Origin of the sequence: Amycolatopsis sp. lyj-108 (assembly GCF_046549005.1) — a bacterium.
Lineage (GTDB): Bacteria > Actinomycetota > Actinomycetes > Mycobacteriales > Pseudonocardiaceae > Amycolatopsis.
Genome location: NZ_JAJPWQ010000010.1, coordinates 304,973 through 326,887 on the forward strand (window position 1 = coordinate 304,973; position 21,915 = coordinate 326,887).

The following is a 21,915-nucleotide window of genomic DNA, read 5'->3' on the forward strand; positions in this document are numbered from 1 at the left end:
CCTGAGTGGGACAATCGGGGGTGAGCGGGGACGTGAGCGATAACGAAAGTTCCGCCAGTCGGCAGGCGATCGAGGACAAGCCGGGAACTGCGAGCAGCGTTGTGCTCACGCTGGCCTGCGCGGCGCAGTTCATGGTGGTGCTCGACATCTCGGTGGTCAACGTGGCGCTGCCTTCGATCCAGCGAGCGCTCGGGTTCGACGAGGCCGGCTTGCAGTGGGTGGTCAACGCCTACGCGCTGACCTTCGCCGGATTCCTCCTGCTGGGTGGGCGGCTCGCGGATCTGTTCGGCCGCAAGCGGCTCTTCGCCCTCGGACTTGCCGTGTTCTCCGGGGCGAGCCTGGCAGGCGGACTGGCGGACTCCGCGCCCCTGCTGATCGCCGCTCGCGCTGTGCAGGGCCTCGGTGCCGCCGTGCTCGCCCCTGCCACACTGACCGTCCTCACCACCACCTTTGCCGAAGGCGGCGCGCGCACGCGGGCTTTGGCGATCTGGACCGCGGTGGGGATCGCGGGCGGCACGGCGGGCAACCTCGTAGGCGGTGTGCTCACCGAATTCCTGTCGTGGCGGTCGATCCTGCTGGTCAACGTCCCGATCGGTGCCGTCGCCCTCGTCCTGACCACCCGCTTCCTGGCCGGAGACCGTCGAGCCGCCTCTCGAGGCCGTCTCGACGTCGCCGGGGCGGTGCTGGCCACTGCCGGTCTCACAGCGCTGACCTACGGCATCGCCCAAGCCCGCACCTACGGCTGGGGTGCGCCGGTGACGACGGCAGCCCTGGCAACCGGTGCCGTCGCGATGATGTCGTTCGTCGTGGTCGAGGCCAGGTTCGCCCGTGCGCCGCTCATTCCGCTGCGGTTGTTCCGGTCGCGGGCGATCTCGGTGGGCAACGTGGCGATGGTGCTGGCCGGGGCCTGCCTGAACCCGATGTGGTACTTCCTGACCCTCTACATGCAGAAAGCCCTGCACTACAGCCCGGTGCAGTCCGGCCTGGGTTTCCTGCCGCACACGCTGGTGTCGATCATCGTCGGCGTGCGCGTCACACCGTGGCTCATGCGCCACCTCGACGGCCGGGTGCTGATCGCCGCTGGAGCACTGATCGCCGCGGGAGGGTTCTGGTGGCAGAGCCAGATCACCGCGACTAGCGGCTACCTCACCGGGATCCTCGGGCCGGCGATCGTGTTCTCGGTCGGCAGCGGGCTGCTCAACACACCGATCACCACCACCGTCACCTCCGGCATCAGTCCCGCTGACGCCGGTGCCGCATCCGGGCTGATGAACACCACCAAGCAGTTCGGCGGCGCCCTCGGCCTCGCGGTGCTCGTGACGATCGCCGGAAGCCACCTCGACACCCCGGCGGCGCTGGCCGCGGACTACGGCCGCGCGTTCCTGGCCATCGCGGCCATCCTGGTGGTCGTCGCCGCGGTCGCCCTCGCCCTGCCGGGACAGCGAGACGGCGAGCGCCGCCGCACGATGGCCGGCTGACCGGCCGCCGCCGGGAACTACGTGGTGGCAGGCGCGGTCAGGCTGTGGTGGAGGTGGTAGCGCTTGCCGCGCAGGGAACGCACACCGGGTGTGTTGGCGAAAATGTCGTGTAGGTCGTCGTGCGCGCCACTCGTGGCCGCCTCCCGGTGGGCCTCTTCGGCGGTCCATTCGGTGTAGTTGAGCAGGCGGGTGCCGTCGACGCTGAGGTGGAAATGTGCTGAAATCGCCCCGGGATGGCCCTCGTCCTCGGGCAGAGCGGCCAGCAGCGTGTCGACGAACTCGCGCTGCCGGCGCGGACCGTCGGTGGCGAACAACGCGGTCACCACACAGCCCGGTACCCGTGTTTCGCCCGCGGTGGTGAGGCTGCGGTACAGCTGGTACACGGTCGGCTGCTCGCCGGTGCCGCCCAGGCAGGGCAGTGCGGTGTGCGGATGGTCGGCGGTGCTTTGCGTGTAGCTCAGTACGTTCGCGCCGTCGGTGCTGATGAAGCAGCTCCAGGACAGGACATCAGGCGGCCACGGGCTCTGCTTCCACGCTGAGACAAGGGAATCAGCCACGACTCGTTGACGGCCAGCGGTGTCCACGTCATGGGTGGAGACCAAGACGGCCTCCAGATCGGGGCGGTTTATCACGGGGAACCCGGCGGCCACGGGGCGTCTCCTCGAAGTCTTGTGCCTGCGGAATTCTCATCCCACACCGGTATCCCTGGAAGGGCAACGGAATTACCGGCTCCGCGAATCTCCGAGGTGGTGCCGTATCCGCCCCGGCTAGTGTGGTGAACGTGCTCGATCCACTGGCTCGACCGCGGCTACGGATGCCGGAGTTGCTGAGGTTGTTGCACGATCGCGAGATCGATTGGGTGCTCAGCGGGTCCACGGTGCTGGCCGTATACGGTGCCGACCTCGAACCCAACGACCTCGATATGGTGCCGTCTCCGGAACCGGCGAATCTGCGCCGTATCGCCGCGCTGCTCGTGGAACTCGACGCGGTGCCGGCCCACTTCCCGGGCTGGGCCGGCAGTCCCAGCGTGGAGCAGTGTCGTGCGTGGCAGCCGGAACCGCCGACCCTGCAGCAGCTGGACCACCTGTTCGTTACGCGGTTGGGCATGCTCGACGTGCCACCGGAGATCACTGGAACCCATAGTCGGCTGCGCACCGGAGCGACCAGGTTGGGCCTTTTCGGGGTACCCGTGTGGGTCTGCGATCCGGACGATGTGCTGGGCAGGCTGCCCGCCCGCCCCCGCCCGAAAGACCTGAGCCGAGCCGCGACGTACCAAATGCTGCGGCACCGGCTTGGGACCGACCGCCGACCGCACGGTCTCCATCGGTTTCTCTGAGTCAGGACGCAGCCGCCCGGCCCCTTGCCGCGGATCCGGTTCTTTGCCGCACAGCGCCTGGGGTGAGGGACAGCTCGTCCAGTAGTCGCAGTCGCACTCTCGAGGTCGCGTTACCCGGCGGAACTTGTGTGCGGGCCAGCATCCTCTCACCGTCAGTGCTGACGAAGCAGTTCAACGAGACTAAGGCTTCGTTCCGCCAGCTGGTGGCCAATTGCTTAACGGCCGCGCGCACGTTCTCCGCGCCGGATTCGATACCGGATTGACCGGACAAGGCAACAGGACTTCAGGAGCCTCAGGAGTGAGCGCGGGCGGCGAGCAGCGTGATGAACCCGGTCAGCACCAAGATCGAGAGAGTCACCACCCCGGCGTGGAATCCGCCGAGGCCACCGCCGATCAAGCTCCAGGCCATCGCGGCGGCGGCCGGGCCGATCGTGCTGCCGAGGGTTCGCCCGAGATTGGCGACGCCGCCCGCCGTGCCCGTTTGGTCGGCTGGTGCGGCGGCGAGGATCAGCGTCATGATCGGCGAGTTGGCCAGCGCCGTCCCGACCCCGATCACGACCATCCGCCAGCTCAGCCCGCCCACGCCGGTCTCGCCGTCCACACTGAGCATGGTCAGCATCCCCGCCACCGTGATCGTCACGCCGACCGCCGCGACCGGCCGCGCCCCGCACCGGTCCGCCAGCACACCCGCGAGCGGCGATATGACCGAGGCTGTCGCGACGAAGACCAGTATCGCCACGCCCAGCACCTCCGGTCCGCGCCGCCAGACGTCGGAGATCAGGAACGGCAGCGAGAATCCCACCAAACCACCGGCCGAGGCCATCATCATCAACGACACCACCGGGAACCCGAACGTCCGCCGCCGCAGCAAGCCGAGCACGGAACGGGAGGTGCGTAACCGGCACCACCACACCGCGGCGACGACGGCGACCACGGCGAGACCGGCCCCGAGCCACCACCGATCCTTGCCCTGTTCCACGGCCAGCAGTCCCGCGGTGACCGCCACCCCCACCAGGACGGCATCGCCCAGCAAGGACCGGTCGGGCACCGGCAACGCGCGGCCTTCGCGCTCTGGATCTCGGGGGAGGACCAGGCGGCCGAGGCCGATCAGCACCATCAGGAGGGGAACCTTCGCCACGAACAGCCCGCGCCATCCCCAGGCCTCGGCGACCAGCCCGCCCAGCGGCGCGACCGCCATGCTGCCGATCATCATCACCGTGGCGATCACGCTCAACGCGCGACTCCGCTGATCCTCCCGCACCGTCGCCGCCACCAGCGGCAGGTACACCGCCAGATACGCCGCCGCCGCGACCCCCTGCAGTGCCCTGCTCGCCAGCACGAGCCACCACCACGGCGCCACCGCCGACACTGTCCCGGCCACGCCGACCGCCGCCAGTGACAGCAGGAACACCCGCCGCGGCGCGGCCCGGTCCACCCACCGCCCGGCCGGAATCGCCAACGCCGCCATCGGCAACGAGTACGCCAGCAGTACCCACGCCGTCGCCCCGGCACCGACCCCGAACTCGGTGCCGACCAAGGGAAGCGCGAACCCGGCCAGGCTGACCTCGCTCCCCACGATCAGCGACGCCACCGCCAGCAACCCCACCGCGCCCCAACGGGTGCGCACGCCGCCGCCGGACAGCTTCTTAGTCCCCAGTTCCGACCCCATGCCCACCAAAGTACAATCGCGATGGCAATTTTGTACAACGGTGATTGCACTTTGAGGTGTCATGGCTGATCGCGACCATGTAGTACCGCCGACGCGGGGGCGTGTCGCCAAACGCGACGCGATCCTCAGGGCAGCGCGCACCGTGTTCGGCCGCGACGGCTACCTCCGCGCGACCATCGAGACCATCGCCGGAGAAGCCGAGGTGTCCACCCGGACGATCTACAACCACTTCGACGGCAAAGAACATCTCTTCGCCACCGTGATCCAGGACAGCGCGCACCAGGTGACCGCCGCGCTCGCCGAGATCATGCAACGCCATCTCGACCACGTGACGGACCTTCAGCCCGCTCTCGTCGAGCTCGGCACCGACTGGGTCACGCCGCGACCGGAGTTCGCGGACCACTTCGCCATGGTCCGCCACCTCGCCGCCGAGGCCGCCGACCTCCCCGGCGCCTTGCTCGCCGCCTGGCACGACAACGGCCCACGTCGTACCGAAGACGCACTCGCACGCCACTTCCAGCACCTGGCAGGCCGCGGCCTGCTCCAGCTCGACAACCCCCAGCGTGCCGCGAACCACTACATCTGGCTCGTCCTCGGCGAAGTCAACAGCCGAGCCCAAACTGGACTTCCGGCCCTGGAAGATGTCGAGAAGAAGGAACTCATCACCGCCGGCGTGCACGCCTTCCTCCATGGCTACCTGCCACGCTCCGCTTAAAGGTCTGTCGAGCTTCGGGCGCAGCGCGTTCCGGGGTTGTGGCAACGCTTACGGCTAGTCGCCGTCCTGGCTGGCGCGGCGGGCGTCGGCGCATCGCCAGGCGCCGAACGCGGAGCCGAGCAGGATTGCCAACGCCGCGGCGAGGACGCTGTCACGGTCCCCGGCGCCCGCGTGGCTCAGGGCCGCGAAGGCGAGTGCGCCGCAGATCAGCACGGCGAGTAGTCGTGCGGCGACGATCCAGCGACGGAGACGACGGCGGGGCCGATGCGTCCAGGCAGGGTTCGCCATGTGTTTACTTTTCTGTTGCCGGGGCTGCTCGTTCAGCACATAGCGTCACTGCATCGAGATTTGTGGTTCCAAGTGTGCCATCTCGATCCCGAATTGACTGCCATGGAGGTGCTGTGCCGACTCGTTCCGGGCCCGCTCGGCGTACTGTTCCGCTGCCGTTGCTCGCCGCGCATGACGGTGGCCGGGCGGCGTTGACCTGTCGTTACCGGTGTGGTGACGCGTGTTTCCACCCTGCGCCGAACACGTCGGACAACCCGTATCTCGGTGACGTGATCACGAATGCCCTGTCCCGGCGCGGGGTTCTGCGTGCCGGTGCGGTGGTGTCGCTGGCCGCGGCGGCGGCCGGTGTCCCGGCGATGGCGTCGGCCGCCGAGCCGGACGCCGTCGATACCGCGGGCCACGCGGGCCGTGGGGCCGCGCGGGGGCTGCGGTTCGAGCCGGTGCCGCACAACAAGCTTGATGCGGTCAGTGTCCCGCAGGGATACACCCACGAAGTCGTGGTCCGGTGGGGCGACCCGATTCTGGCCGGTGCGCCCGCCTTCAATCCGACTGGGCAGACCGTGAAGGCGCAGGCCGGGCAGTTCGGCTACAACTGCGACTACCTGGCGCTGCTGGAGCTGCCGTGGGAGCGGCACCGGCAGGTGCTGGTCGCGAACCACGAGTACACCGACGAGAACTTGATGTTCGCCGGGTACTCGGCGGCGAACCCGACCCGGGACCAGGTGGAGATCGCGTGGGCCGCGCACGGGCTTTCGGTGCTGGTGCTGGACGAGGACCGGCGCAGCGACCGGCTCACACCGGTGCGCGGACATCGGCTGAACCGTCGGGTCACCGCGACCACGCCGATCGCGTTAACCGGCCCGGCGGCGGGCAGCGCGTTGTTGAAGACGTCGGCGGATCCGGCTGGGAAGACGGTGCTGGGGACGCTGAACAACTGCGGTGGCGGGATGACGCCGTGGGGGACGGTGCTCTCGGGTGAGGAGAACTTCAACCAGTACTTCGGCAACGCCGATCTGGTGACCGATTCGGTCGCCAAGCAGCGGCTGGCCCGGTATGGCCTGCGGGGGCTGGCGAGTGAGCGGAAGTGGGAGCGGTTCGATCCGCGGTTCGATGTGTCGAAGGAGCCGAACGAGGTCAATCGGCACGGCTGGATCGTGGAGATCGACCCGTTCGATCCGACGTCGACGCCGCGGAAGCGCACGGCGCTGGGCCGGTTCAAGCACGAGGCCGCCGAGCCGCGCCTGACCCGGGATGGCCGGGTTGTGCTGTACATGGGCGATGACGAGCGGTTCGACTACTTCTACAAGTACGTCTCCAAGAACCGGGTCAAACACGGCGCGAGCCAGACCGCCAGGCGGCACAACGCGACGCTGCTGGACGAGGGAACCCTGTACGTCGCCAAGTTCGCCGGCGACAGCCCCGCCGCCGAGATCGACGGCTCCGGGAAACTCCCGGCGGACGGCGAGTTCGACGGCACCGGCTCCTGGGTTCCGCTGGCCAGCGGCACGAAGTCCTTTGTGGACGGCATGACGGCCGACGAGGTGTATGTCTACACGCGACTGGCCGCGGACAAGGTCGGCGCGACCAAGATGGACCGCCCGGAGGACGTCGAGCCCCATCCCCGCACCGGAACCGTCTACATCGCGCTGACCAACAACTCCGACCGCGGCGCGGCGGGCAAGACCGGTCCGGACGAGGCGAACCCGCGCACCGGCAACCGGCACGGGCAGGTGATGGAAGTCCTCGAGTCGGGCAACAACCCTGCCGCGACCAGTTTCCGGTGGCGGCTGTTCCTGGTCTGCGGGGACCCGGCCGACCCGAGCACCTACTTCGCCGGTTTCCCCAAGGATCAGGTGAGCCCGGTCTCGTGCCCGGACAACCTGGCGTTCGACCGGTACGGCAACTTGTGGATCGCCACCGACGGCAACGCGCTCAAGTCGAACGACGGCTTGTTCGGGGTGGCGGTCGAGGGCCGCTACCGCGGGCAGGTCAAGCAGCTGCTCACCGTGCCGGTGGGTGCGGAGACCTGCGGCCCGATCATCGGCGAGCGCCGGATCCTGGTCGCTGTGCAGCACCCAGGTGAGGTCGACGGCGCGACGGTGGAGAAGCCCGCTTCGACCTGGCCTGACGGGCCGGGGAACTTGGTGCGGCCGTCGGTGATCAGCGTGCGCCGCGAGGGACGCGGCCGGATCGGCGACTGACGAGAAAAGCCTCGGCCAGGTGGCCGGTGGAGGGTTCGGTCAGGGAACAGCCAACCCTGCCTGGGGCGGTTCCGAGTCATCGGGACCGCCTCAGGTGTATCCGAGGGCGGGTCAGTCGCACACGCCGCGGCGCGTGGGGGCCAGGTGGTGCGGTCGGAACATGCCGTGGGTGCGGACGAGCGCGGTCAGGGTCTCCAGCGGATCGTCCTGGACCCGGTACCAGCTCCACGTGCCACGGCGTTCCCGCGACAGCAAGCCGGCGTTCACCAGCATCTTGACGTGGTGCGACAGAGTGGATTGCGGCAGGTCGAACTCGTCGGCGAGGTCGCAGAAGCAGGCCTCGCCGTTGGGTGAGTGGGCGACCAGCGCCAGCAGCCGGACCCGGACCGGGTCGCCGAGGGCCTTGAACAGGGCGGCGGCGGACGCGGCGTCTCCGGGGTCGAGGACGTCGGCGCCGATCGCCGACAGCGGCAACGCCGCGATCCCGTTGACATCGATCTCACCCACAGCCATGGGTGACATCATGCTCAAACTTGGTGAACGCCCGGTGAACCGCCGGGGGAACCCTCCTGCACAGGCAGCGCGGCGCCGGGCAGCGGGACGGTGAACTGGTAGCCGAGACCACGCACGGCCCTGATCCACTGTGGATCGTGTTCGTTGTCGCCGAGGCGTTTGCGCAGCCGCATGATGTGGACGGTGAGGGTGTTGCTGCGGGCTCGGCTGTGCTCGCCCCAGACGGCGCTGGTGAGGTCTTTGCGGGTGAGGACCGCGCCGACGCGTTCGGCGAAGTACCGCAGGAGGAGGAATTCCATCGGCGGCAGGGACACCAGTTCGCCGTCGAGCCAGAACTGCGGGATCGTGCCGTCGATCCGCAGCCGGCCGAGGTCGAGCACGATCGGCCGCAGGTCGACGTTCTCGGGCCGGGCCGCGAAGGACCGCAGCAGCCTCAGCAGTTCCTGCGGCCGGTAGGGCCTGGGAACGATCGCGGTGACGCCCATCTCGGCGGCCCTGGCCGCGAAGATCCCGTGGCCGGCGCCCGCTCCGGCGACGACCGGAAGGTCGGGTTCGTGCCGCCGGACGATGTCGAGGAAGTCGATCGCGTCCAGTCTCCCGGTCGCCGGGCCGAGCAGGACGACGTCCGGGCAGGTGCGGCCGACTTCCAGCAGCGCGGTGGCCGGGTCGGCGCAGCTGCGGATCTCGACCGGCTGTCCGACCAGGATCTCCGAGAGTTGCTGGACGACCTCGGGGTCCTGCTCGACCAGCAGCACCGCGAGCCGGTCGGGCAGGTCACGGCACGCCGCCGTGCAGGCACGGCGGCGGAGGTGGAACTGGGAGTTGTCCGACTCCCACCCGTGAACGACGTCTGCTCGCATGACTCAGCCGAACCGGCCGGTGATGTAGGCCTCGGTCCGCGGGGCGGACGGGTTGCTGAAGATGTGCTCGGTTGTGTCGAACTCGACAAGTTTCCCGATCCGGTCGCCGTTGTCGGTGACTTCGGCGGTGAAGAACGCGGTGCGCTGGGACACTCGCGCGGCTTGCTGCATGTTGTGGGTGACGATGATGATCGTGTAGGTCTTAGCCAGCTCGTTCATCAGGTCTTCGATCTTCGCCGTGGCGATCGGATCCAGCGCCGAGCAGGGCTCGTCCATGAGGATCACCTCGGGTGAGGTCGCGATCGCGCGGGCGATGCACAGCCGCTGCTGCTGACCGCCGGACAGGCCGGACGCGTTCTGCTTGAGCTTGTCCTTCACTTCGTCCCACAATGCCGCGCCGCGCAGTGCCTGCTCCACGACCTCGTCCATGCTGTCCGGTTTCATCCCGGTGACCCGGGGACCGTAAGCGATGTTCTCGTAGATCGATTTGGGGAAGGGGTTCGGTTTCTGGAACACCATGCCGACCCGGCGGCGCAATTCGATGACGTCGACGGACGGCTCGTAGATGTCGACGTTGTGGTAGGCGACCCGGCCGTGCACCTTCGCGCCGGGGATGAGGTCGTTCATCCGGTTCAGGCACCGCAGCACGGTCGATTTCCCGCATCCCGACGGTCCGATGAGGGCGGTGATCTCCTTGCTGCCGAAGGCGAGGTCGACGTGGCTGACGGCGAGGAAGTCGCCGTAGCTGACGCCGAGGTCGCGTGTGGTGATCACGCCGTCGGGGTCGTTCTGGGGTGCTTCCGGCGCCTGGTGGTGTGCCAGTTCGACGAGCAGGCGTTCGCCCTGCTCGTCGAGTTGTGCCCCTGGCTGGTCATGTTTGGTCACGCCTGTCTGCTCCGCTCGTGTCATAAGGTTCGTCGGCCCCTTTTCGGTCCGTCACCAGTTCCGCTGGAAGCGGTTGCGCAGCCAGATCGCGATCCCGTTCATGGCCAGCAGGATAAGGATCAGCAGCAGGATGGTGGACCAGGCCAGGTGCTGGAATTCGATTTCCGGCAGCTTGATCAGGTTGAAGATCTGCACGGGCAGCACGGTGTACCGGTCGAGCATGCCGTCGGGGTTGACGGTGACGAACACGGTCGCGCCGACCAGGATCAGTGGCGCCGCCTCGCCGATCGCCCGCGACAACGCGAGGATCGCACCGGTCGCGATACCGGAGATCGCCGCCGGGAGGACCTGGCGCCAGGTTGTCTGCCACTGTGTCGCACCGAGCGCGAGGGACGCGTCGCGGATCTCGCCCGGGACGGCTCGCAGCGCCTCGCGGGTGGTGATGATGATGACCGGCAGGATCAGCAGCGCCAGGGCCACGGATCCGGCGAGCACGACCGGGCCGACCGAGATCGGGCCGCGCACGATGAACGCCAGGGTCAGGATGCCGTAGATGATCGTCGGCACCGCGACGAGGTTCTGGATGTTCAGCTCGATCAGCCGGTTCCACCACTTGTTGCTGTCGGCGTACTCCTCGAGGTAGATCGCGGCCGCGATGCCCAGCGGCAACGCCAGCAAGATCGTGCCCAGCATGACCCACAGCGTGCCGTAGATCGCCGACTCGACCCCGGAGGTCGCCGGGCGCAGCTTCGAGGGCTGATTGGCCACCAAGTTCCAGTCGAACCGGGCGAGCCCCTCGGAAATGATCACCATCAGGACCGCGAGGAGGAACGCGCACACGATCGCCAGGCACGCCCACAGCAGGAACGCGAATGCCGCGGACCGGGTGTCGGTGCGCCGGCCGTTGGTGAGCCGTTCGGTCGGCGGGGTCAAGGTCAGGGTCATCAGTAGGCCTGCCTGTACTTGCGGACCAGCGAGATGCTGATCATGTTGATCACCAGCGTCAGGACGAACAGCAACGCGCCCACGGCGAACAGCGAGTAGTAGACGGGGCTGCCTTGCGGGGCGTCACCACTGGCGACCTGGGCGATGAACCCGGTCATCGTCTGCGCGCCGACGAGCGGGTCGAACGTGAACTGCGGCTGGTTGCCCGCCGCGATCGCCACGATCATCGTTTCCCCGACCGCGCGGGAGATCCCGAGCACGATCGCCGCCACGATCCCGGACAGCGCGGCGGGGAACACCACCCGCAGCGTGGTCTTCATCCGGTTCGCGCCCAGCGCGTAAGACCCCTCCCGCAACGAGCGCGGGACCGCTGACATCGCGTCCTCCGACAGCGACGCGACGGTCGGGACGATCATGAAGCCCATCACGATGCCGGGGGAGAGGTTGTTGAAGATCTGCGCGCCGAACACGTCCGACAGGATCGGGGTGACGATCGTCAGCGCGAACACGCCGTACACGACCGTCGGCACGCCGGCGAGGATCTCCAGGATCGGCTTGATGATCCGCCGGACGCGGGTGTTTGCGTACTCCGACAGGTAGATCGCCGCACCGAGCCCGAGTGGCACCGCCACCAGCAGGGCGATCACCGTGGTGCTCAGCGTGCCGAGCACCAGCGGCAGGACGCCCCATTCCTTGTCGGTCCATGAGTCCTTGGCACCGAAGCCGGCGGTCCAGGTCGTGCCGGTGAGGAATTCGCCGAGGCTGACGTTGCCGAAGAACTCGACCAGCGGGGCGAACAACGCCACCGCGATGCCGATCGTGATCACGATGGACAGCAGCGCGGACCCGGCCAGGAAACCCTTGATGATCCGCTCGCCGACCCGGCTGCGCTGCGCCCGCAGATCGATCGGGCGGTCGGCCGGAGGCGGGCTCCCCGTGCCGGGGGAGCCCGCCGTGACAGGGCCGGTCGTCACTGCCCGCCGGCCTTCTTCTTCAGCTCTTCCAGCGCGGTCTGAGCCTTCTTGACCTGCTCAGCCGTGAGCGGGATGAACTTCGCCGCCTTGACGATCTCCTCGTTCTTCTGCAGATAGAACTCGGTGAACTTCACGACCTGCGGCTTCTTCAGGCCGGCGTCGGAGGCATAGATGAACAGCGGCCGGGCCAGCGGCTTGTAGGACCCGTCCTGCGCGGCCTGCGCCGACGGGGCGACACAGCCGTTGCCGCCATTGATCTGCACGGCCTTGACCTTGTCCGCGTTGGCCTCGAGGTAGGAGAACCCGAAGTAGCCCAGCGCGCCCTTGGTCGCCGACACACCCTGCACGGTGACGTTGTCGTCCTCGGTCGGGTTGTAGTCGGTGCGGCTCGCGCCGTCCTTACCGTTGATCACCTCGGTGAAATAGCTGAACGTGCCCGAATCCGAACCGGCGCCGAACAGTTGCAGCGGCTCGTTCGGGAACGACGGGTCGACCTCGTTCCAGTTCTTCACCGTCGACCCGGGTGCCCAGATCTTCTTCAGCTGCTCGACGGTCAGGCACGAAGCCCAGCTGTTGTCCTTGTTGACCACCACGCTCAGCGCGTCGTTGGCCACCAGCAGGTCGCTGTAGGAGATGTTCTTTTCCGCGCACAGCTTCTTCTCGGACTCGCTGATCGGGCGCGACGCGTTGGAGATGTCGGTCTCGCCGGCGCAGAACTTCTTGAACCCGCCACCGGTGCCGGAGGTGCCGACGGTGACGTTGGCGTCGGGGTTCTCGCCCATGAACAACTCGCCCGCGGCCGAGGACAGCGGCTCGACGGTGCTGGACCCGTCGATCACCACCGGGCCCGACGCCTTCTGCTCGGTCCCGGTAGCGGTGGGCTGCTCGTCGCTTCCCCCGCAAGCGGCCAAGGTCAATCCGGCTGCCATGACAACGGCCGCCATACGCGCCCGCTTGAACTGGCGGATGGTCACTGAAGTGCCTCCTGCGTTGGTCCCCGGCACCCGCCGGGCGAACGTCTCGCCCCGCGTTTGCGAGGCCCCTGCATCCAACAATCTCGATCTAAACGAATGGTGAACGAGAAGTGAAACCACAGATTCGAGTCCGCACCGTGACCTCGGCTGCCGAAAAGCGTGAAAACGATTACGTGAGCTGACTGGTAAGAGGTGAGTAACCAACTGGGCGGCAGTTGTTCACGGCCGTCCATAGTGGATCAAGAAGCGTGGATGGCGGGAGTCGTATCACGCCGCGCAGGCGCGGGATAGCACGCGAATTTCGCGGCAGTCAACCGGATCATCGTGAACTAGTTGGCAAGGAACGCGCCTTGTTTCGCTGGTTGACGACCTCGGTTTTCCATTGGTAACTTGCTCCCGCTGGGGAGGCCTCCGCATGCGCGCACACTCAAATCATCATTCATGATGGGAGTCTGGGGCATTATGCGAGCAATTCAGAAAACTGCGGTCATGCTGTTCAGCACGGCCGCGCTGTATTCGGGCGTCGCCGTCGTCACAGCGCCGACGGCCGCGGCGTACCCGCAGGACTGCAGCGCGGGAACGAGCTCAAACTCGGGATGGTCCTACTGTCGCTACGGCAGTGGAAGTCACCGGGTCCGGGTGACCTGCAACAACAACCTGGGATCCATCTACTACCGCTGGGGCGGCTGGGTCGGCACGGGCAGCTACTCGACCCGGGCGTGCGACTCGGTCTACCACAAGGCGACGGGCGCCCTTGTCGAGAAGCAAGGCGACTGACAGCCGGTCTCTGAGATAACCGCGCCCGTTCCGATTCGGGCACCTGCCGTCGAATGTGTCATCTGGCGGCAGGTGTCCCTATCTCGCCGGGCTATTTCAGCAGCGGGCCTCGCGCTCCTGGGATGAGAGCGGAGCAGCCCGGTCGGCCAGTGGTCCGCCAGTGCGCAGCAAGTTTTCCAAGGTCTGCAGCGGTTCGGGAAGGATGCTGTACCAGCTCCACGTTCCCCGGCGCTCTCGCTCGAGGATGCCCGCCGTGACCAGAACGCGAAGGTGATGACTGAGCGACGGCTGCGGCATGTCGAACTCCTCGGCGAGATCGCAGAAACATGCCTCGCCGCCCGGTGAATACCGGACCATGGACAGCAGCCGGATCCGCACGGGGTCCGACAGCGCCTTGAACAACTTCGCCGCCTGCTCCGCCTCGTCCTGGGCCACGACCGCCGCGGGCTCGGCCATCAGCAGGGTGATGGCCACCGGCTTCCGGGTGCGGCCGTTCTCGGTCGCCATATGCCCTCCTCGGATCGTGTGACCTCTGACGACGAGCCTACCCACTGGATTGACAAACGTCGATACAGGCCGTTGAATTGGATTCACAGACTTCGATCCAATCCTCGCCCCTTGCCCTGAGGAGACGCCATGACCCACGCCACGGACGGCTTGCCCGCCCGCGAGGTGCTGGACCAGCTCGACCGGATCGCCGACGAACTGGCGGACAAGTTCCATGGCACGTTCGGCCGGGAAACGGTCGAACACTTCGTCAACGAGACCTACTACCTGCTCGAACGGTCCGCGACGGTCAAGGTCCACCTCACGACGCTGACCGCCCGCTTCGCCCGTGACCGCCTGCTCGACCTGGCCAAGGTCGACGGGCTGACGCACGTCACGGCGCCGCAGGTGCTGTTCATCTGCGTGCACAACGTGGGCCGCTCGCAGATGGCCGCCGCGCTGCTCACCCACCACGCCTTCGGGCATGTGATGGTCCGCTCCGCCGGGTCGCAGCCGACCGGTGAGATCCCGGAGGTCATCACCGAGGCGCTGGGTGAGCTGGACATCGAACTGGCGGGGGCGTTCCCGAAGCCGTTGACCGACGAGGTCGTCCGGGCCGCCGACGTGGTGGTCACCATGGGCTGCGGGGACGCATGCCCGATCTACCCCGGCAAGCGCTACCTCGATTGGGACGTGCCCGACCCGATGGACCAGCCGCTGAGTGCGGTCCGGTCGATCCGCGACGACATCGACCGCCGGGTTCGCCGCCTGCTGGAGGAACTCGTGGACTGACACACGCTGTTCACCTAGATCGGTGATTATGGATACAGAGATTGTCGTAGTCGAAGAGGAGCAGTTCATGACCCGCACGCCTGAGGTGTTGTTCGTCTGCGTGCACAACGCCGGCCGCTCCCAGATGGCCGCCGCGCTGTTGCAGCACTACTCGCTCGGGCGGATCGCGGTGCGGTCCGCGGGCTCCGAGCCCGCGGAGAAGGTGAATCCCGCCGCCGCCGCGGCGCTCGCGGAGTGGGGCTTGGACATCACCGCCGAGGTCCCGAGCAAACTGTCCACCGAGGACGTCGAAGCCTCCGATGTGGTGATCACCATGGGATGTGGTGACACCTGCCCGATCTTCCCTGGAAAGCGGTACCTCGACTGGCCGCTGGAGGATCCCGCCGGCCAGGGCGTGGCCGCCGTGCGCCCGATCCGCGACGAGATCGACCGCCGCGTCCGCGGCCTGGTCGCCGAAATTCTCGACGCCTGACCCCCCGCCTCCCCCGCACTTCTGGAGACCAGCCCGTGACTCAAACCGCCGACAAAGCCGGTGCCCCGGCCGACACCGACGTCATGCACAAACTGTCCTTTCTGGACCGGTTCCTTCCGGTCTGGATCATCGTCGCGATGGGTGCCGGGCTACTGCTGGGCAGCGTCATCCCCGGTCTGCAAGGTGTGCTGGACGCGGTGAAGATCGGGCAGGTGTCGCTGCCGATCGCGCTGGGGCTGCTGTTGATGATGTACCCGGTGCTGGCGAAGGTCCGCTACGACAAGCTCGACACCGTGACCAAGGACAAGCGCACCCTGGTGCTTTCCCTGGTGCTGAACTGGATTCTCGGTCCGGCGCTGATGTTCGCGCTCGCCTGGCTGATGCTGCCCGATCTGCCGGAGTACCGGACCGGGCTGATCATCGTCGGTCTCGCCCGGTGCATCGCGATGGTGATCATCTGGAACGACCTCGCCTGCGGTGACCGGGAGGCCGCCGCGGTGCTGGTCGCGCTGAACTCGGTCTTCCAGGTGATCATGTTCGGCGTGCTCGGCTGGTTCTACCTCGACCTGCTTCCCGGCTGGCTGGGCTTGGACACGACGACGCTGGACTTCTCGCCGTGGGAGATCGCGCTCAGCGTCGTCATCTTCCTCGGTATCCCGCTCGCCGCCGGATACCTCTCGCGCCGCATCGGGGAGCGGAGCAAGGGCCGCGACTGGTACGAAGGCAAGTTCCTGCCCAAGATCGGCCCGATCGCCCTCTACGGCCTCCTGTTCACTATCGTTATCCTGTTCGCCCTGCAAGGCGACAACATCACCTCCCGCCCGCTCGACGTCGCCCGGATCGCGCTGCCGCTGCTGGTGTACTTCGCGATCATGTGGATCGGCGGCTACCTGCTGGGCAAGGCCTCCGGCCTGTCGTACGAGCGCACCACGACGCTGGCGTTCACCGCCGCGGGCAACAACTTCGAACTCGCGATCGCCGTCGCCATCGGCGTCTTCGGCGTCACCTCCGGACAAGCACTCGCCGGAGTCGTCGGGCCGCTGATCGAAGTGCCCGTGCTGGTCGGCCTGGTTTACGTCAGCCTTTGGCTGCGTAAACGCTGGACCGCGAAAGCGCCTGCGGAGTGACCGGAGCCGCGCGGGTAGTGGTCATCGGCGGCGGCCAGGCCGGTCTCGCTGCGGGCTACTACCTGCGCCGCGCCGGACTCGACTTCGTCATCCTCGACGCCCAACCCGAACCGGGCGGCGCCTGGCTCCACGGCTGGGACTCGCTACGGCTGTTCTCCCCGGCACAGCACAGCTCGCTGCCGGGCTGGCCGATGCCGCCCTACCCAGGACCCGGGTACCCGACCGCCGAGCATGTCGTCGACTACCTCTCCATGTACGAGAAACGCTACGAACTCCCGATCCGCCGAGGGGAGACGGTGACCGCCGTGTCCCGGGGCGGTGACGGATTTCGGGTGAGCACCGACACCGGGGACTGGAGCGCAGGGGCGGTCATCAGTGCGACGGGAACCTGGTGGCGTCCCTTTCTTCCGCTGATGCCCGGCGGGTTCACCGGTCGTCAACTGCACACGGTGGATTACCGGGGTCCGGAGGAGTTCGCGGGTCAGGATGTCGTGGTGGTCGGTGGTGGGAACTCCGGTGCGCAGATTGCCGCCGACCTCGCGGGCACGGCGAATCTGACCTGGGTCACCCGCCGCCCACCGCGCTACCTGCCCGATCACGTCGACGGCAAGGCCCTCTTTGACGTCGCCACGCGACGCCGTCAGGCGCTGGAGACCGGACAGGCCGACACCGCCGGAGTCGCCGGGCTCGGCGACATCGTCGCCGTCCCACCGGTCCGCGAAGCACGCGATGCCGGACTGCTACAGCCGCGTGCGATGTTCGCGCGACTCGACAGTGATGGTCCGGTGTGGACAGACGAAACCCGGCAGCATGCCGACTCGATCATTTGGTGCACCGGCTTCCGGCCGGCCTTGAGTCATCTCGCGCCGCTGCGGTTACGCACGACCCGCGGACGGATTCCCACCGAGGGGACCCGCGCCGTGGCCGAGCCCCGGCTGCACCTGCTCGGCTACGGCGACTGGACCGGCCCCGCCTCGGCCACGCTCATCGGTGTCGGCATGACCGCTCGCGCTGCGGTCGCCGATATCAAGGCCGCGCTGGACACCGACGGCGGGTGACCCGTCAACCGGCGCTCGCGGCGATCGTCTTCAGCTGCTCGGCCAGCACCGGCGAGCCATAGGTCTTAAGCACCTCCGCACGGGAGGGACAGACGGCCAGATCGGGACACACCAACGGAATCATCACTTTCAGCGTCGTAGCCAGGTGGCCATAGGGAAGAGCGCCGAGGATCTGCTTGACCCCGAACACCGCCGTTGAGCTCAGCACGTCGGCGAGGAATCTCGGAAACCGCAGCCGGAGAAGCCCGTCACGGATCGGGGTCTGGGTGAGTTTGGCGTAGGTGCCCGGGTCGAGTCCTGCCGCGAGCTCGGTGAGTCGGAGGCACAGGAAGTGGCCTTTGCGGCGGGTCTTGTACAGCCACGGGAGGTTGTCGAGCGTGCGGTCGGCGAGCCGGACGTAGAAGCCATCCTGATCGAACACGTAGGCCACGGCGTCATCGGCGACCTGCCTACGGAAACGACCCAGCTCCGCCTTGGCCCGTTGGCGACGCTCGACTTTCCCGGCGGGCTTCGGCGCGACGACTCGCGGCGGCTGCGGAACGCGTGCGGGACTCGGCGGCGTGTGCCGGACCGCCGACGGTGGCGATGTCCAGCTTGGCCGATGGACCGGAGCTCGCGTCTGAGTGGATCGGGACGAGGAGCTGCGAGCAGACCGTCCGCAGTCCTCGCCGCGCTGGGAGCCGTAGCGATGGGCCCGCCCGCATGACGAGCACGCGTACTGATTGCGGGGAAGTCTTCGGTGGCCTGCCACCTCTTCCACGCTAGGAAGACGATCGCCGCTGGTCACTCGGCTGTTCCGGTCCGGCGGGCGGCGGGAATCTCACCCCCCCCGCGTTGTAATTCGTCCTTGTGAGGCAACGCGGTTAACCCTCGTGAGTGGACCGCCAGCTGAAGCACCGTCGCCACGACGAGCCGGGTCGCCGCGACGAGTGTTTCGGTCTCGACACGGTCGGCGGTTTCGGCCGGGGTCTGGTAGCCGGGCATTCCCATGCCGATCCCGATCGCGGGCAGCCCGGTGGCGGCGTAGCGGCGGTTGTCCGACGGCATGGCCCCGGCCCGCAACGGCACCCCGGTCTCCCGGCCGGCCTGATCGAGCGCCGCCAGCAGGTCGTGCGCGGGTCCACCTGCTTCGACTGCGGCGCCGTCGCCGAGCTGGGCGGCGCCGTCGACGTTGATCACGTAGGTGCCTGGCCGCACGCTGGGCGCATGGTGCGCGGACCCGCGCGCGCCGGCTTCCTCGCCGTCGAGGAGGCTCACTGCCAGCCCGAGGTGGTCCGGAAGGAGCGGCGCGAGCAGGCGTGCGGCTTCGAGGACGACGGCGACCCCGGAGGCGTTGTCCGCGGCGGCGGGCAGCCGCTGCTGCGGGTCGTCGCCAACGCCATCGAAGTGCGCGGTCAACAGCACACGCGGCGATCCGGCAGTGGGCTCGCGGAGAACACCGTGCACGTTCGATCCGGCGACCTCGACGGCTCGTAGTGGCATCGAGGCGGTCACCGTGCCCGATCCAGTCCGGACCATCTCTTGGTGGAGATCGGCGCGGACGGCGATCACCGGCAGAGCCCCCACCGGCGGCCCGACGATCATCTTCGGCATCCAGCCGTCGGGGTCGGTCCCGCGTGGCACCAGCAATCCCGCCGCGCCCCCGGCCCGTGCCCGCGCCGCAACTCCCAGGTCCGGCGCGAGCACCCACTTTCCCTGCCACTCATCGGAATCGGCGAGCGCGAGCTCGCCCGTACGGGGCGCGGGCAGGTCAGCCGATACGAGGTGCTCGGCGAAGTCACGCCGATGCACCCACTGTCGAGGTGCCGAGTCCGCGCTCCACGAGAACTCGGGCGTGCGATGCAGCTCCCGCACGCCCGTCACGGGGAACTCGTCGGCGGTGACCGAGGCGCCGATCGCCCGCAGCTGCCCGGCGAGCCAGCGGGCAGCCGCGCGGCCGCAGGGCGTCCCCACCCGACGGCCCGCGAACCGGCCTTCGGCCAACACGGCGACCGTGGACTTCAACCGCGAGCCGGACACCGGCGCGGTCATGAACAGCAACCGGCGCCACTGGCCACCGCGTCGGCCTTCGCAGCCGGGTCGCAGCACGATCCGGCCGCGGTCGCCGCCTCGGCGGTTCCGCAGCAGGTACTCGTGGCCGTCGTCGCGCCGGCGGAGGCGGTGCCGCAACAGCCGCTCGAAGCCGGCGGGGTGAAGGCCTCGGCCGGGTTACCGGCGAAACCGCCGGTAGTGGTGTCGCTCATTGCAGAACTCCTTGTGGTGTCGAGGGATTCAGAATCGTGAGGGCAGCTGCAGTGCTCGGTCGCGGGCGGTGTCGAGCAGGGTGTCGGCGCGGCACTGGCCGGTGCACACCTGCACGCACGTGTCGCAGAACTCGACGGTCGGCGTGCTGGTGAACAGGCGACGGAGGAGCTTGATCATCAGGATCCCTATCTAGACAGTTATCGAAACAGTCGTGCCAGTTTGCTCCCGGCTTAGATGGATGTCAATATAGATGGGTGTCGAAGTCAGAATCGGGTCTGAAGCTGCTGCCGGTGGTCGAACAGGGCTGCTGCGCGCCGCTCGCGGCCGAGCCGTTGACCTCGGAGCAGTCGGTGGACCTGGCGAAGGCGTTCAAGGCATTGGGTGATCCGGTGCGGCTGAGGTTGCTGTCGCTGATCACGTCCGCGCAGGGGGAGAGCTGCGTGTGTGATCTGACCGCGGCGTTCGACCTGACCGGGCCGACGATCTCCCATCATCTGAAGGTCCTGCGCGAGGCGGGGCTGGTCGGCAGTGAGCGCCGGGGCACCTGGGTGTATTACTGGCCGCGCCAGGAGACGTTGGGGCAGCTGTCCGGCTTGCTTGCCACGCCGGGGTTCGCGCCGGTGTCCTGAAGTCGCGTGAAGATCGAATCCGACGGATGACGTTCACGTCCTGTTCGCCGGATTCCGAACCTGGCCCAGGTAGATACGAAGGGGACGACGACGCGAGGAGCCGGACGCTATGACGCGTATGCTGATCATCGGTGGCAGCGATGCCGGAATCAGCGCCGGCTTGCGCGCCCACGAACTCGCGCCCGATGTGCGGCCTCTGCTGGTGGTGGCCGACGCCTACCCGAACTTCTCGATCTGCGGCATCCCGTATTACGTCTCCGGGGAGGTCGCGGACTGGCGGAACCTCGCGCACCGTACCCGCGCAGACCTCGAGGCGGCCGGGCTCGACCTGCGGCTCGACACCCGGGCCACCGCGATCGATCCGCACGCTCGCACGGTCACCGTCGTCGACGAGCGCGGTGAAGAGCGGCTCGGCTATGACCAGCTCATCATCGGCACCGGCGCTGTCCCGATCAGGCCACCGATCGAGGGCCTGGACGTCCTGGGCGCCGCCGACGGCGTGCATCTGCTGCACACCATGGACGACACCTTCGCCGTCACCGCCAGCCTCGAACGCGGTCCGGCCTCGGCGGTGGTGGTCGGCGCGGGCTACATCGGCCTGGAGATGGTCGAAGCTCTCCGCACCCGCGGCGTTGACGTCACCCTCGTCGAACAGCTGCCGCAAGTCCTGTCCACAGTGGATCCCGAACTCGGCGCGCTGGTCGCCGAGGAACTGAAGGCGCACGACGTCGACATCCACACCGGCACGACCGTTCGCCGGGTGGAACGCACTGGCACCGGCCTGAGGGTGCACGGCAGTGACGGGTTCGAACGCGACACCGACCTCGTCCTCGTGGTCGTCGGTGTCCGCCCCGACACCGCGCTGGCCGAAACCGCGGGCGTTGAACTCGGAGTCCGCGGCGCGATCGCCGTGGACCGCGGGATGCGCACGAACGTCGACGGCATCTTCGCCGCGGGCGACTGCGTGCATACCTACCACCGGCTCCTCGGCGCCGAGGCCTACCTCCCGCTGGGGACCACCGCGCACAAGCAGGGCCGGGTCGCCGGCGAGAACGCGGTCGGCGGAGACCGCGAATTCGCCGGATCCCTGGGTACGCAGGTGCTGAAGGTGTTCGACCTCGCGATCGCCCGCACTGGCCTGCGCGACCACGAAGCGACCTCGTTCCGGCCGGTTACCGTCGGAGCGGTCGCCGACGACCACAAGGCCTACTATCCCGGCGCCCGGCCGATCCACCTGCGGATCACTGGCGACGTCGCCACCGGACACCTCCTTGGCGCCCAGCTGGTCGGCCACCGCGACAGCGCCGTCCACAAGCGCGTGGACACCTACGCCACCGCGCTGCACCACGGCATGACCGTCGCCGATATCGAAGACCTCGACCTGTCCTACACCCCGCCCTTGGGCAGTCCGTTCGACGCCGTCCAGATCGCCACCCAGGCCTGGACCCGGCGGGACGGCTGACAGCGATCGTGCTGTCGGGCTAGCGTGCCT

General features: G+C 68.1%; 25 protein-coding genes. 11 read left to right on the plus strand and 14 right to left on the minus strand.

Translation table 11 applies throughout. The annotated features are described in order from the left end of the window. The first annotated feature begins 131 nt into the window (after positions 1 to 131). Entirely contained in the window at positions 132 to 1,478 is a 1,347-nt protein-coding gene (locus ACLJO0_RS32150) for an MFS transporter (protein WP_410582767.1), read from the plus strand. Between the two features lie 17 nt (positions 1,479 to 1,495). Here ACLJO0_RS32150 and ACLJO0_RS32155 read toward each other — a convergent pair whose 3' ends face one another. Continuing rightward, positions 1,496 to 2,035 carry an antibiotic biosynthesis monooxygenase family protein gene (locus ACLJO0_RS32155; RefSeq protein ID WP_410582639.1) on the minus strand — a complete coding sequence of 180 codons (540 nt, stop codon included), beginning with the start codon at positions 2,033 to 2,035 and terminating at the stop codon, positions 1,496 to 1,498. 224 nt (positions 2,036 to 2,259) lie between these two features. On the opposite strand from ACLJO0_RS32155, the gene ACLJO0_RS32160 reads away from it, so the two are divergent. Beyond that, positions 2,260 to 2,814 carry a hypothetical protein gene (locus ACLJO0_RS32160; RefSeq protein ID WP_410582641.1) on the plus strand — a complete coding sequence of 185 codons (555 nt, stop codon included), beginning with the start codon at positions 2,260 to 2,262 and terminating at the stop codon, positions 2,812 to 2,814. Between the two features lie 292 nt (positions 2,815 to 3,106). Here ACLJO0_RS32160 and ACLJO0_RS32165 read toward each other — a convergent pair whose 3' ends face one another. Further along, on the minus strand, positions 3,107 to 4,483 hold the full coding sequence (locus ACLJO0_RS32165) for an MFS transporter (RefSeq protein WP_410582643.1): 1,377 nt from the start codon (positions 4,481 to 4,483) through the stop codon (positions 3,107 to 3,109). A 61-nt stretch (positions 4,484 to 4,544) separates the two neighbouring features. Here ACLJO0_RS32165 and ACLJO0_RS32170 point away from each other — a divergent pair, with 61 nt between their 5' ends. Further along, the gene (locus ACLJO0_RS32170) at positions 4,545 to 5,198 is read left to right on the plus strand and encodes a TetR/AcrR family transcriptional regulator (protein ID WP_410582644.1); all 654 of its coding nucleotides are present in this window, start codon (positions 4,545 to 4,547) and stop codon (positions 5,196 to 5,198) included. 54 nt (positions 5,199 to 5,252) lie between these two features. Here ACLJO0_RS32170 and ACLJO0_RS32175 read toward each other — a convergent pair whose 3' ends face one another. Beyond that, a complete protein-coding gene (locus tag ACLJO0_RS32175; RefSeq protein WP_410582646.1) occupies positions 5,253 to 5,486 on the minus strand; it encodes a hypothetical protein in 234 nt (77 codons plus the stop codon). A 113-nt stretch (positions 5,487 to 5,599) separates the two neighbouring features. Here ACLJO0_RS32175 and ACLJO0_RS32180 point away from each other — a divergent pair, with 113 nt between their 5' ends. Continuing rightward, positions 5,600 to 7,687 (plus strand): PhoX family protein, encoded by a 2,088-nt coding sequence (locus ACLJO0_RS32180; RefSeq protein WP_410582648.1) that lies wholly within the window; start codon positions 5,600 to 5,602, stop codon positions 7,685 to 7,687. Between the two features lie 111 nt (positions 7,688 to 7,798). Here the strand turns inward: ACLJO0_RS32180 and ACLJO0_RS32185 are convergent, their stop codons facing one another. From ACLJO0_RS32185 to ACLJO0_RS32210, 6 genes are all read right to left on the minus strand, one after another. Beyond that, entirely contained in the window at positions 7,799 to 8,200 is a 402-nt protein-coding gene (locus tag ACLJO0_RS32185) for an ArsR/SmtB family transcription factor (RefSeq protein ID WP_410582650.1), read from the minus strand. Positions 8,201 to 8,214: 14 nt separating this feature from the next. Beyond that, a complete protein-coding gene (locus ACLJO0_RS32190; protein ID WP_410582651.1) occupies positions 8,215 to 9,060 on the minus strand; it encodes a response regulator transcription factor in 846 nt (281 codons plus the stop codon). A gap of 3 nt (positions 9,061 to 9,063) precedes the next feature. Then, complete coding sequence (gene pstB / locus ACLJO0_RS32195) at positions 9,064 to 9,882, minus strand: phosphate ABC transporter ATP-binding protein PstB (RefSeq protein ID WP_410582768.1); 819 nt, start codon at positions 9,880 to 9,882, stop codon at positions 9,064 to 9,066. Between the two features lie 114 nt (positions 9,883 to 9,996). Next, positions 9,997 to 10,890 carry a phosphate ABC transporter permease PstA gene (gene pstA / locus ACLJO0_RS32200; RefSeq protein WP_410582653.1) on the minus strand — a complete coding sequence of 298 codons (894 nt, stop codon included), beginning with the start codon at positions 10,888 to 10,890 and terminating at the stop codon, positions 9,997 to 9,999. Beyond that, a complete protein-coding gene (gene pstC, locus ACLJO0_RS32205; protein WP_410582655.1) occupies positions 10,890 to 11,864 on the minus strand; it encodes a phosphate ABC transporter permease subunit PstC in 975 nt (324 codons plus the stop codon). The genes pstA and pstC overlap by 1 nt, the downstream gene beginning before the upstream one ends. Next, entirely contained in the window at positions 11,861 to 12,838 is a 978-nt protein-coding gene (locus tag ACLJO0_RS32210) for a PstS family phosphate ABC transporter substrate-binding protein (protein ID WP_410582657.1), read from the minus strand. The genes pstC and ACLJO0_RS32210 overlap by 4 nt, the downstream gene beginning before the upstream one ends. Before the next feature lie 489 nt (positions 12,839 to 13,327). Between ACLJO0_RS32210 and ACLJO0_RS32215 the strand changes: the two genes are divergently transcribed. Then, positions 13,328 to 13,615, plus strand: coding sequence for a hypothetical protein (locus ACLJO0_RS32215; protein WP_410582659.1), 288 nt, complete (start codon positions 13,328 to 13,330; stop codon positions 13,613 to 13,615). A gap of 96 nt (positions 13,616 to 13,711) precedes the next feature. On the opposite strand, the gene ACLJO0_RS32220 is transcribed toward ACLJO0_RS32215, so the two are convergent. Beyond that, positions 13,712 to 14,122 carry an ArsR/SmtB family transcription factor gene (locus ACLJO0_RS32220; protein WP_410582661.1) on the minus strand — a complete coding sequence of 137 codons (411 nt, stop codon included), beginning with the start codon at positions 14,120 to 14,122 and terminating at the stop codon, positions 13,712 to 13,714. A 129-nt stretch (positions 14,123 to 14,251) separates the two neighbouring features. Here ACLJO0_RS32220 and ACLJO0_RS32225 point away from each other — a divergent pair, with 129 nt between their 5' ends. From ACLJO0_RS32225 to ACLJO0_RS32240, 4 genes are all read left to right on the plus strand, one after another. Further along, a complete protein-coding gene (locus ACLJO0_RS32225) occupies positions 14,252 to 14,893 on the plus strand; it encodes a three-helix bundle dimerization domain-containing protein (RefSeq protein WP_410582663.1) in 642 nt (213 codons plus the stop codon). Between the two features lie 67 nt (positions 14,894 to 14,960). Further along, positions 14,961 to 15,365, plus strand: coding sequence for an arsenate reductase ArsC (locus ACLJO0_RS32230; RefSeq protein ID WP_410582665.1), 405 nt, complete (start codon positions 14,961 to 14,963; stop codon positions 15,363 to 15,365). 83 nt (positions 15,366 to 15,448) lie between these two features. Beyond that, the gene (arsB, locus tag ACLJO0_RS32235; RefSeq protein WP_410582770.1) at positions 15,449 to 16,492 is read left to right on the plus strand and encodes an ACR3 family arsenite efflux transporter; all 1,044 of its coding nucleotides are present in this window, start codon (positions 15,449 to 15,451) and stop codon (positions 16,490 to 16,492) included. Further along, on the plus strand, positions 16,489 to 17,550 hold the full coding sequence (locus ACLJO0_RS32240) for an ArsO family NAD(P)H-dependent flavin-containing monooxygenase (RefSeq protein WP_410582666.1): 1,062 nt from the start codon (positions 16,489 to 16,491) through the stop codon (positions 17,548 to 17,550). Before arsB ends, ACLJO0_RS32240 begins: the two co-directional genes overlap by 4 nt. A gap of 4 nt (positions 17,551 to 17,554) precedes the next feature. Here ACLJO0_RS32240 and ACLJO0_RS32245 read toward each other — a convergent pair whose 3' ends face one another. From ACLJO0_RS32245 to ACLJO0_RS32260, 4 genes are all read right to left on the minus strand, one after another. Further along, positions 17,555 to 17,980 (minus strand): hypothetical protein, encoded by a 426-nt coding sequence (locus tag ACLJO0_RS32245; protein WP_410582667.1) that lies wholly within the window; start codon positions 17,978 to 17,980, stop codon positions 17,555 to 17,557. A 353-nt stretch (positions 17,981 to 18,333) separates the two neighbouring features. Further along, positions 18,334 to 19,581, minus strand: a complete 1,248-nt coding sequence (locus ACLJO0_RS32250; protein ID WP_410582668.1) for a M28 family metallopeptidase — start codon at positions 19,579 to 19,581, stop codon at positions 18,334 to 18,336. Then, positions 19,578 to 19,793: a hypothetical protein gene (locus tag ACLJO0_RS32255; protein WP_410582669.1), complete on the minus strand. Its 216-nt coding sequence runs from the start codon at positions 19,791 to 19,793 to the stop codon at positions 19,578 to 19,580. The genes ACLJO0_RS32250 and ACLJO0_RS32255 overlap by 4 nt, the downstream gene beginning before the upstream one ends. A 28-nt stretch (positions 19,794 to 19,821) precedes the next feature. Then, positions 19,822 to 19,971 carry a hypothetical protein gene (locus ACLJO0_RS32260; protein WP_410582670.1) on the minus strand — a complete coding sequence of 50 codons (150 nt, stop codon included), beginning with the start codon at positions 19,969 to 19,971 and terminating at the stop codon, positions 19,822 to 19,824. 77 nt (positions 19,972 to 20,048) lie between these two features. Here ACLJO0_RS32260 and ACLJO0_RS32265 point away from each other — a divergent pair, with 77 nt between their 5' ends. Together ACLJO0_RS32265 and ACLJO0_RS32270 are read left to right on the plus strand one after the other, a co-directional pair. Next, a complete protein-coding gene (locus ACLJO0_RS32265) occupies positions 20,049 to 20,423 on the plus strand; it encodes an ArsR/SmtB family transcription factor (protein ID WP_410582672.1) in 375 nt (124 codons plus the stop codon). Between the two features lie 109 nt (positions 20,424 to 20,532). Next, a complete protein-coding gene (locus ACLJO0_RS32270; protein ID WP_410582673.1) occupies positions 20,533 to 21,885 on the plus strand; it encodes an FAD-dependent oxidoreductase in 1,353 nt (450 codons plus the stop codon). Positions 21,886 to 21,915: the final 30 nt, after the last annotated feature.

Excerpts from the sequence above, each read along its gene's own strand:
- ACLJO0_RS32150 (WP_410582767.1), top strand. The coding sequence starts at position 132 with ATGGTGGTGCTCGACATCTCGGTGGTCAACGTGGCGCTGCCTTCGATC.
- ACLJO0_RS32165 (WP_410582643.1), bottom strand. The coding sequence starts at position 4,483 with ATGGGGTCGGAACTGGGGACTAAGAAGCTGTCCGGCGGCGGCGTGCGC.
- ACLJO0_RS32170 (WP_410582644.1), top strand. The coding sequence starts at position 4,545 with ATGGCTGATCGCGACCATGTAGTACCGCCGACGCGGGGGCGTGTCGCC.
- ACLJO0_RS32175 (WP_410582646.1), bottom strand. The coding sequence starts at position 5,486 with ATGGCGAACCCTGCCTGGACGCATCGGCCCCGCCGTCGTCTCCGTCGC.
- ACLJO0_RS32185 (WP_410582650.1), bottom strand. The coding sequence starts at position 8,200 with ATGGCTGTGGGTGAGATCGATGTCAACGGGATCGCGGCGTTGCCGCTG.
- ACLJO0_RS32190 (WP_410582651.1), bottom strand. The coding sequence starts at position 9,060 with ATGCGAGCAGACGTCGTTCACGGGTGGGAGTCGGACAACTCCCAGTTC.
- pstA (WP_410582653.1), bottom strand. The coding sequence starts at position 10,890 with ATGACCCTGACCTTGACCCCGCCGACCGAACGGCTCACCAACGGCCGG.
- ACLJO0_RS32215 (WP_410582659.1), top strand. The coding sequence starts at position 13,328 with ATGCTGTTCAGCACGGCCGCGCTGTATTCGGGCGTCGCCGTCGTCACA.
- ACLJO0_RS32220 (WP_410582661.1), bottom strand. The coding sequence starts at position 14,122 with ATGGCGACCGAGAACGGCCGCACCCGGAAGCCGGTGGCCATCACCCTG.
- ACLJO0_RS32225 (WP_410582663.1), top strand. The coding sequence starts at position 14,252 with ATGACCCACGCCACGGACGGCTTGCCCGCCCGCGAGGTGCTGGACCAG.
- ACLJO0_RS32230 (WP_410582665.1), top strand. The coding sequence starts at position 14,961 with ATGACCCGCACGCCTGAGGTGTTGTTCGTCTGCGTGCACAACGCCGGC.
- arsB (WP_410582770.1), top strand. The coding sequence starts at position 15,449 with ATGCACAAACTGTCCTTTCTGGACCGGTTCCTTCCGGTCTGGATCATC.
- ACLJO0_RS32250 (WP_410582668.1), bottom strand. The coding sequence starts at position 19,581 with ATGACCGCGCCGGTGTCCGGCTCGCGGTTGAAGTCCACGGTCGCCGTG.
- ACLJO0_RS32255 (WP_410582669.1), bottom strand. The coding sequence starts at position 19,793 with ATGAGCGACACCACTACCGGCGGTTTCGCCGGTAACCCGGCCGAGGCC.
- ACLJO0_RS32260 (WP_410582670.1), bottom strand. The coding sequence starts at position 19,971 with ATGATCAAGCTCCTCCGTCGCCTGTTCACCAGCACGCCGACCGTCGAG.
- ACLJO0_RS32270 (WP_410582673.1), top strand. The coding sequence starts at position 20,533 with ATGACGCGTATGCTGATCATCGGTGGCAGCGATGCCGGAATCAGCGCC.